Genomic DNA, 9,074 nt, shown 5'->3' with positions numbered 1-9,074 from the left:
AAGCAATTAATTTCGATCGAATAAATGGTAATTTCATACTAAGAAACAACCACATTCATCTAAAAACCGATTGCTTTAGATATTGACAAATTCATTCCCAAAGGGGATGAATCAGCCCTGCCTTAAAAAGGGGGCTAAGATTAAATTCTAGAAACGAAGTCTATCCAACTTGTGTAACGTTGTCTGTTTAAAACAGATCCATGTCGGTGACAGCACCCAAACTACTAGAAGATACCAACTTGGCGTATTTACCCAAAATTCCCGTGGTGTAACGCGGTGCGGGTGCTTGCCAGTTAGCGCGACGCTCGGCTAATTCGGCATCGGAGACATTTAACTGTAATAGCCTTTGAGGCGCATCGATCGTAATACTATCTCCTTCGTGTACTAGTGCGATCGTGCCGCCGACATAGGCTTCTGGCGCGACGTGTCCGACTACCATGCCGTATGTACCACCAGAGAAGCGTCCATCGGTAATCAGCGCGACGCTATCTCCCAAGCCAGCACCGATAATTGCTGAAGTAGGGGCGAGCATTTCCCGCATTCCGGGGCCACCTTTAGGGCCTTCAGAGCGGATGACAATGATATCGCCTGCGACAATTTTTCCGGCGAGGATGGCCGCTAGACAGTCTTCCTCTGATTCAAATACGCGGGCGGGGCCAGTAATTACAGGTGTTTTGACTCCAGTAATTTTGGCAACTGCGCCTTCGGTGGCAAGATTGCCTTTGAGGATGGCAAGGTGTCCTTGGGCGTACATGGGATTGTCCCACTGGCGGATGACATCCTGGTCGTCGCGAGGAGTACTGGACACATCGGCGAGAACTTCGGCGACGGTTTGACCGCTGATGGTGAGCGCGTCGCCGTGTAATAAACCCTGCTCTAATAAGATTTTCATGACTTGGGGAATACCCCCAGCTTTGTGTAAATCGGTGGCGACGTATTTACCAGAAGGCTTGAGATCGCAAATGACGGGGACTTTGCCGCGAATTACTTCAAAATCGTCGATCGACAGGGGTACGCCGATCGTTCGAGAGATGGCTAGCAGGTGCAAGACGGCATTAGTAGAGCCACCGACTGCCATAATTACCGCGATCGCATTTTCAAAGGCTTTACGGGTCATGATTTGCTTGGGTAAAATCTGTTTCCGGACGGCTTCGACTAGCACGTAGGCAGATTTTTCGGCACTGATAGCTTTTTCTTCATCTTCAGCCGCCATTGTGGAGGAATAAGGCAGGCTCATTCCCATTGCTTCGATCGCCGATGACATGGTGTTGGCTGTAAACATCCCCCCGCAGGAACCTGCACCCGGACAAGCTTTTTGTTCGATCGCGTTGAGTTCGGCTGCGTCGATTTTACCCGCGCTAAATTGTCCGACGGCTTCAAATGAGCTGACGACGGTTAAATCCTTGCCGTTGTGATGTCCGGGTTTAATCGTTCCCCCATAGACAAAAATCGATGGAATATTCATCCGGGCGATCGCAATTGTCGCTCCTGGCATATTTTTATCACATCCACCGATCGCGAGTACCGCATCCATACTCTGTCCGTTACAAGCAGTTTCGATCGAATCGGCAATTACTTCCCGCGATACCAATGAGTATTTCATCCCCTCGGTACCCATCGAAATTCCATCGCTAATGGTGATCGTTCCAAACATCTGTGGCATCGATCCCGCCGCTCTGAGAGCGGCTTCAGCGCGAAGTGCGAGTTTATTAATCCCCATATTACAGGGAGTGATCGTACTATAACCATTTGCCAATCCGACGATCGGTTTGGTAAAATCGTCATCCCCAAACCCCACGGCTCTAAGCATCGCCCGGTTGGGAGAGCGTTGTACGCCTTGGGTAATAGCTTGACTGCGCTTGTTATCTGACATATTTTTTTAGACTTAATACTTAATATTTTTAGCCATCGCCTTACGTCATCACGCTACAACACAGTGAATTACAGGAGCTATCGGCGATCGGTATTCGATCTATTCTACGGGCGATCGGTCGATTGGCGGTTAATTTTACAACTGATTTTTAGGTGCGATCGAAAAACTGTCACGCTCGATCTCCCCAATAGTCGCTCTGTTGGGTAGATTGATAGATAAGAGGGGGACAAAGGAGACGGGGAGACTGGGATACTGGGAGACACCAATACCCAATTTCTATCCACTATCCACAATTTACTATCAACTATTCACTATTCCCATGACAAACTCACCACTGACAACTAAAACTACCGATTCCAATCAACCCGTCCAATCGCGAGTTTCGCCGTGGTTGACCAAAATTATTCATCCCCTCGGTCGATATATCGTGCTTCCTGGCTTCTTTCGCGAAATTGAAGTCATCGGCAAAGAATATATTCCTCACACGGGTGCTGTAATTCTCGCCCCCACTCACCGGACGAGATGGGATGCACTACTGATTGCATACGCCATTGGGCCGTATGTTACGGGTAGAAGTTCGAGAATTATGGTAACTACTGATGAAATGAAAGGAATTCAAGGCTGGTTCTTGCGAAGATTGGGGTGCTTTGAGATCGATACCACCAAGACTAGTCCAGCCGTGATTCGTCACAGTATCGAGTTGCTCCATCAAGGCGAAATGCTCACAATTTTCCCTGAAGGTAATCTCATTCGCGATCGGGTGTTGCATCCAATCAAGGAAGGGTTGACTCGGATTGCCACGCAAGCGGTATCGTTAAAGCCAGATCTAGACCTCAAAATTCTGCCGATTAATCTTGACTACGAGCATCCGTATCCCAAATTTCGCGATCGCGTTACCATCGAACTTGGCAAACCACTACAGGTAAATGACTATCAACAATTTTCTAGTAAAACTGGTGCTAAAAAACTCCATCAAGATCTCGTTCGATCTCTCGAAGAATTAACGGCATCGTCTAAGTATTAATAATTGTCAAATCGGCTGAAATTAACTTAATAATGGTTCGCGCTCGATCTGCGAGGATAGTTGTTTGCACAATGATACCTCAGTACCTTGACGATTCCAAACTACTCGATCGAATATTTGATGAAGCAGGAACATACCACGTCCTGATTCTGATTCGAGCTGAGGCAATAAATGGGAAGATTGTTCTTGACGAGTGCGTTCTACAGGTGCGGGAGCCACTTCATGTACTGGCGGACGAAAGCCACAGCCCTCATCGGAGACGATCCACCAATATGCTCCCTCTTCAAAATAAAAACGGACAATAACCTGCTTGTGGGGATCGAGGTTATTTCCGTGTTTGGCTGCGTTTACTAACGCTTCTTGGAGTCCTAATCTAATTTCTGCCTGCCATTTACCAGGTACTCTTGACAACAAACCATCAAGAATCGGACAGAGAAAAAGTGTTGATGCAAAACTAACTTTATCCCATTCAGACTTCACTGGACTTAATACCATAGCAATCTCTTAATCCTCATAAAGCACACTTGCCGGATTACAATCGCAAACTGTCTAAAAAAACAGCGTGACTCTCGTGCGTGGACGGCAGTTCGATCTGTCAGAAGTAAATACTCCTTTTGGCAGATGATTTAACGTCTACTCATACCATTATAATTAAATCTTTTTTGTTAGTCTAGGCGATCGGCAGTAGCATTTGTATATCAGAACACCCGTATTCTCCAGCGATATCGGCAGGTAAAAATCGAGATTATTCTGAGCTGGCAATGCTTTAAGCCGATCGACACTTAGATCTCCCGCGTACTTTCACTACAGCCCGAACTGCCTAGATTAAATTCGCTCAAAAGCTTTCCTATCAACCGATCGAGGCATTTTTAACTCTCAACATGAGCGGATAACCGACCATACGGTTATCCGCCTTTTGGCTGAGATCGATCGGTCAGATCGACCGACATGGCAGTTAGTCGGTAGACTAGGCAACGGGTTCGGCTCTTGTCAAAAAGGCTACACACTCTACATGTGCAGTCTGAGGGAAAAAGTCAGCAGGCTGAACGTGGGTAAGCTGGTAATTACCTTGCTCGCACAACACTTGTAAGTCTCTAGCAAGCGTCGCAGGCTTGCAACTAATATAAATAATCTGTGCTGGCTGCATATCTGTCAGCGCGTCTAGTACGGCCCGATCGCAGCCAGTACGCGGCGGATCGAGTAAAATGACATCGGCTGACATTTCCATTGCTGGTAACAACTCTTCAACTTCGCCAGTGCGGAATTCCACATTATTGATGCCATTGAGCCTTGCATTAGCTCTGGCTTGGACGACAGAGGAGTTATGCACTTCAATCCCGACTACTCGCTTGACCCGTTTGGATAGTGGTAGTGTAAACGTACCGATGCCGCAATAAGCATCGATTAAGGTTTCCGTACCCGTGAATCCGGCTCGATCGATAATTAGATTAAGGATTGTTTCGGCTTGCTCGGTGTAAATCTGGAAGAAAGTATCCGCTTTGAGCTGAAACTCAAGATTACCGAAGGTTTCACTAATATATCCCCGTCCGGCAATACAGCGAGTTTCCGTCCCAAAGATATTATTTGTGGGTTGTTGGTTAAGATTGAGACACACTCCCACTAGGTTGGGGTAGCGTTGCATCCATCGCTGTGCCTGACCTTCAAGATCGGGAATGTTGAAATCGGTAACTACTAGCGTCAATAATATCTCACCAGTTCGCCGACCGATTCGCAATAATAAGTGTCGGAATTTGGGACTATTATCGGGTACGGGCGTAACTTCAGTCACCAGCGGTCGATTCCGTAGCTTAGGTTTCGGGATACCACGCTCTGTTACACCAGGATCTGCGTACTGACTGACAACGATTTGCACCCCAGTGCGGCGCGCGCCTGGTTCTCTGGCTCCCTTACTTTCTGGCTGATAAATTTGCCACCCACGATCTTGAATATCTTGCTTAATTTCTGCCAAAAGGGGGTTTAACCGCTCGTCTTGTACCGGACATTGATTGAGATTGACAATTTGATGGGTACCTTTACGATAGTATCCAGCCTTGATATTACCCGTATCGCTAACACCTAGTGGATAGGTAACTTTATTGCGGTAAGCAAAGTTGCCTTGCGCGCCGAGAATCGGTGCGACGGGTGGTTCGGCAAAGCCACCAATCCGCTTGAGAGCTTGAATGACCTGATTTTCTTTAGCAGTTAACTGATAGTCATAGTCGATATGTTGCAATTGACAACCACCGCATTTATCAGCCACGATACAACTAGGGCGTACGCGGTGAGGTGAAGCTGTGACAATTTCGAGTAATTTACCATGAGCATACTGACGTTTGACGTTGACGAGTCTGGCGGTAATGACATCGCCTGTGACTGTATCGGGGACGAATACAACTTGATTCCCCACTCGTCCGACACCTTCGCCGCTCTCGCTAATATCTGTGATTTCAATTTCTACTACCTCCCCTTGTTTCAATGACTGGCTGTGAGTAGGCAGCTCGCTAGAAGCATCCGCAGGCAAATTGTCAGGAAACATGGTGTGTTTTAGCAAAGGATCGACCCATCATCATAGCAGTTATTGGGGAGCGGGGAGCGGGGAGCGGGGAGATGGGAGTAAGAAGTAAGGAGTAAGGAGTAAGGAGTAAGGAATATAATTACGCCTAATTCTCTCGTCACCCAGTCACCCAGTCCCCCAGTCCCCTGATACCTAACCCTAACACCTAATACCTAATACCTAAAATATGCCCCGTCCAAATTATGGTAATGCAGTCAAACAACGTGCCGCGCAGTTCTTTAGCGTGTTGCTTGACTATGCCAATGATGAATTGGATGGGGACGAGCGACAATTAGAAAATTTACAGCGAGAGATTCAACTTAACTGGCAAACCGATAAACGCTGTGCAGTGCGGACGAAAGTTCGATATCTAGAACGATTAGTGCAGCTAGCTGGCATCGAACTTAGTAGCGAACAGATTAAAGAATCGATTAAATGTTTGACTGATTTTCTCGAAATTATTGAAGATAACCGCACGAGTAAAGGTGGCTCGGAGACTTGGCACTTTACCTTGATTTTATGGTACGACAGGCTCGATCGATCGGCAAATCTTCAGAAATTTAACACTGAATGGGAACGACAAAAATCGCCACAAAATGTTGCTGTTACTGGCGTAACAACAGCGACAGCAGATGAGTGGTGGGAGTTGGTAAAATCGAGCCTGACAGCCCAACAGTATTATCGGATTACGACCAATCCTTTAATGGTAGAAGACCGGATTAAATTTAGTCTAGCAGAGGTCTATGTGCCGCTAGGACTGATGGAAAGATCGCCAGACCCAATTTTTGAGGTGCGCGACCGCAGCGATGACAGTGGCGAGGAAATCTGGCAAAATATCGTACCCGATCCCGATCGATTATTAGCTAAATTAGTAATTAATTCCGAACCAAACCGAATTGGGATCGTTGGCGAACCTGGTTCGGGTAAAACGACTTGCTTGCAAAAGTTAGCGGCTGGATTGCTCGATCGACAATTGCTACCAATTTGGATTTCACTTGCCGATCTTCAGGGCGAAAGTCTCGAAACTTATCTCTTGCAAGACTGGCTGAAACTAGCTACTAAAAAGGCGATCGTCGATCTAAAAGTTCAACAAGATTTAGTCACCCAATTTCAGACAGGGCGAGTCTGGCTGCTCTTGGATGCGATCGATGAAATGGCGATAGATGCTAGTATTGCGCTGGGTAATTTAGCCCGTCAATTACAGGGCTGGATCGGTGCGGCACATATTATTGTTACTTGTCGATCGAATGTTTGGGATAGCGGTAAAAATGTGCTAGAAAATTTCACTACCTATCGCAATCTCAGCTTAGATCGCGGTTATAATCGATTCTCCGCTGGAGAGGCTACGCCAACGATCGATCGCATTAAACAATTTATGCAGGGCTGGTTTAAAGACCGACCAGATCTCAGCGATCGATTATTATTAGAACTCGATCGACCTCAATATCAGCAGTTGCGAGATGCCATTAAAAATCCGCTGCGGTTAGCTTTATTATGCCGATATTGGCTGCGGACTCAAGGTCGATTGCCCAGTACTAAAGCAAGTTTGTATCAACAATTCACCGATACAATTTATGATTGGAAACAAGACCGATTTACGACAAGTTTAGCTCAACGCCAACAGTTAAATGATGCACTCGGTAAATTGGCTTTTTATGCTGCAACTTCATCGCCAGATGCAGATAGAAATATCGATCGATCGAACCAGAATCGACAAGATCGCGTTCGCTTTCGACTCCATCATCATACCGTATTAACATGCCTCGCACCAGATTTGCTCGAACTAGCTTTGCAACTAGGTTGGTTGAATCAAACTGGAATTTCGATCGCAACTGGATCTAAAATATATGCTTTTTATCATTCCACCTTTCAGGAATACTTTGCCGCTCGATCGATAACCGATTGGCACTACTTTTTTACTGGCGACTTAGATCGTCAACTACCAATTTTTAGTCCAGATTGGCATGAAACAATTTTATTCTGGTTTGGGAGAGGTGATATTCCAAGTAGTGATAAAGAAGCTTGTATCAAAACATTAATAAACTTCAATAAAAATTGCGGTGGCTGTTATTATTATCGGGCCTATTTTCTCGCCGCCGCCGCACTGACAGAATTTCCTGAATCGAGCCATGCAGCTACCATTATCGATCGATTATTAGCGTGGCGATTTGCCAAATTTATCCCCGATCTAACTATTTGGCAATTTTATCCTCTCCCAATTCAAGATGGGGCGAGATTGGCACTCAGACAAGCAGATCGAATGGCGGCAATTGCCGGACTAGAAAAATTCATTCAGACTGTCGAAAACCCCTTCTTGAGATGGCAAGCCGCACATAGTTTAGGGAAAGTATTCGATCCGGGAAATTCAATTGCCATTCAGGCGTTAAGCACTGCGATTCTCTTTCAGAGAGGCTTCGCCAACGAATCTGGATATAGTGGCGATCTCTGTATTAAAATGTGTGAGTCTTTATTTAAGATCGATCCTGAATATAACCAAGCAGCAATCGATAAGCTGGTAGATATTATTGCCACTAATAAAACTGGATCTCTCACCCGTAAAGCAGCATTTACACTCGGTAAATTATTGCTCGATCGATTATCAGCAAACAATAAAGATCGAGAATTATTCGACCTGGCAATTAATACCCTCGCAGGCATAATTGAATCGCTATCAGCCACTAAAACAGACGATCGCAATCTTCATAACGATCGAGTGGCTGCATTAGAAAATCTGCGTCAAATTTATCCCGCGCATCCTGCTGCTCAAATAGAATTTACAAGCAAACAAACCCAACCCAGTAGCACCCGCAATCAACACAAAAAAGTAGCCCGCCAATGCGGCAGCGATATTGCAATTGCCGAACTCGAAAGTAAATTAATAACTATCAATAATGCTGAAACCCAACGCCGCTACGCATATCAATTAGGTAAGTTCTATCCCGGACATTTACTAGCCGTAAATACCTTATTACAATTAATATCTTCCGCACAGCCATCGAGCTTTTATAAGCGTACTGGTGAATATCTCAAGGAAGTATTAGTAGACGAACAATTACCATTGGTAGTAACGACATTAAAAGATCTAGTAACCGAGATCGATCGAGGAGATCGATCCCCTTTAGCATTAGAATGTTATAAATTATTGTGGTATTGTGCCGATCGATTACCTTATCGAAAATTTGTCGAAATTTGGGATGAAGGTAACCAGCCTTAGAGGATGTCTGAGAAGATTTTATGTCTTCGATCGTAGATCTGAATCCCCCCTGTCTTGTCTCGCTAAACCGTCGGGAAACCCGACGAGCGCGAGCCGCTAACCCCCCTTAAAAAGGCTACCGTGTATACACATCTCTGGGGAGAAGCGAAATTGGTGGGAATCCCCCTAAATCCCCCTTAAAAATGGGGACTTTGACCAGATCTTAGCCCCCTTAAAAAGGGGGTTTGGGGGATTCAGATCTCGAAACGAAGCCCAGCCGACTTGTGTATACACGGTAGCTTAAAAAGGGGGGAACCGGATCCGGAAGTCCCCCATTTTAAGGGGGATTTAGCGGCGGTTTTATTCTGGGGTACCCCCAGAATAAAAAACCGACAAGACAGGGGGATTTCTAGGGTTTACGCTTAATCAA

The 9,074-nt window shown here is 45.8% G+C and carries 6 protein-coding genes; 3 read left to right on the top strand and 3 right to left on the bottom strand.

The features are described from left to right. Window positions 1–187: 187 nt before the first annotated feature. The gene (gene ilvD / locus RMO79_RS06615; protein ID WP_310482270.1) at window positions 188–1,873 is read right to left on the bottom strand and encodes a dihydroxy-acid dehydratase; all 1,686 of its coding nucleotides are present in this window, start codon (window positions 1,871–1,873) and stop codon (window positions 188–190) included. A 63-nt stretch (window positions 1,874–1,936) separates the two neighbouring features. Between ilvD and RMO79_RS06610 the strand changes: the two genes are divergently transcribed. Together RMO79_RS06610 and RMO79_RS06605 are read left to right on the top strand one after the other, a co-directional pair. Next, window positions 1,937–2,080, top strand: a complete 144-nt coding sequence (locus RMO79_RS06610) for a hypothetical protein (protein WP_310482269.1) — start codon at window positions 1,937–1,939, stop codon at window positions 2,078–2,080. A gap of 112 nt (window positions 2,081–2,192) precedes the next feature. After that, on the top strand, window positions 2,193–2,897 hold the full coding sequence (locus RMO79_RS06605) for a 1-acyl-sn-glycerol-3-phosphate acyltransferase (RefSeq protein WP_310482268.1): 705 nt from the start codon (window positions 2,193–2,195) through the stop codon (window positions 2,895–2,897). 21 nt (window positions 2,898–2,918) lie between these two features. Here the strand turns inward: RMO79_RS06605 and RMO79_RS06600 are convergent, their stop codons facing one another. Together RMO79_RS06600 and rlmD are read right to left on the bottom strand one after the other, a co-directional pair. Then, a complete protein-coding gene (locus RMO79_RS06600; protein ID WP_310482267.1) occupies window positions 2,919–3,392 on the bottom strand; it encodes an anti-sigma regulatory factor in 474 nt (157 codons plus the stop codon). A gap of 472 nt (window positions 3,393–3,864) precedes the next feature. Continuing rightward, entirely contained in the window at window positions 3,865–5,433 is a 1,569-nt protein-coding gene (gene rlmD, locus RMO79_RS06595; protein WP_310482266.1) for a 23S rRNA (uracil(1939)-C(5))-methyltransferase RlmD, read from the bottom strand. Window positions 5,434–5,638: 205 nt separating this feature from the next. On the opposite strand from rlmD, the gene RMO79_RS06590 reads away from it, so the two are divergent. Further along, complete coding sequence (locus RMO79_RS06590) at window positions 5,639–8,665, top strand: NACHT domain-containing protein (protein WP_310482264.1); 3,027 nt, start codon at window positions 5,639–5,641, stop codon at window positions 8,663–8,665. Window positions 8,666–9,074 lie beyond the last annotated feature (409 nt).

Origin of the sequence: Chamaesiphon sp. VAR_48_metabat_403, from assembly GCF_031422475.1 — a bacterium.
In the GTDB taxonomy this organism is placed as follows: domain Bacteria; phylum Cyanobacteriota; class Cyanobacteriia; order Cyanobacteriales; family Chamaesiphonaceae; genus Chamaesiphon.
The sequence above is the reverse complement of the archived record's forward strand: the minus strand, read 5'-3'. Positions and strand labels throughout refer to the sequence as shown.

Bases quoted from the DNA above. Each gene is read 5' to 3' on its own strand.
- ilvD (WP_310482270.1), bottom strand. From the start codon at position 1,873: ATGTCAGATAACAAGCGCAGTCAAGCTATTACCCAAGGCGTACAACGC.
- RMO79_RS06605 (WP_310482268.1), top strand. From the start codon at position 2,193: ATGACAAACTCACCACTGACAACTAAAACTACCGATTCCAATCAACCC.
- RMO79_RS06600 (WP_310482267.1), bottom strand. From the start codon at position 3,392: ATGGTATTAAGTCCAGTGAAGTCTGAATGGGATAAAGTTAGTTTTGCA.
- rlmD (WP_310482266.1), bottom strand. From the start codon at position 5,433: ATGTTTCCTGACAATTTGCCTGCGGATGCTTCTAGCGAGCTGCCTACT.
- RMO79_RS06590 (WP_310482264.1), top strand. From the start codon at position 5,639: ATGCCCCGTCCAAATTATGGTAATGCAGTCAAACAACGTGCCGCGCAG.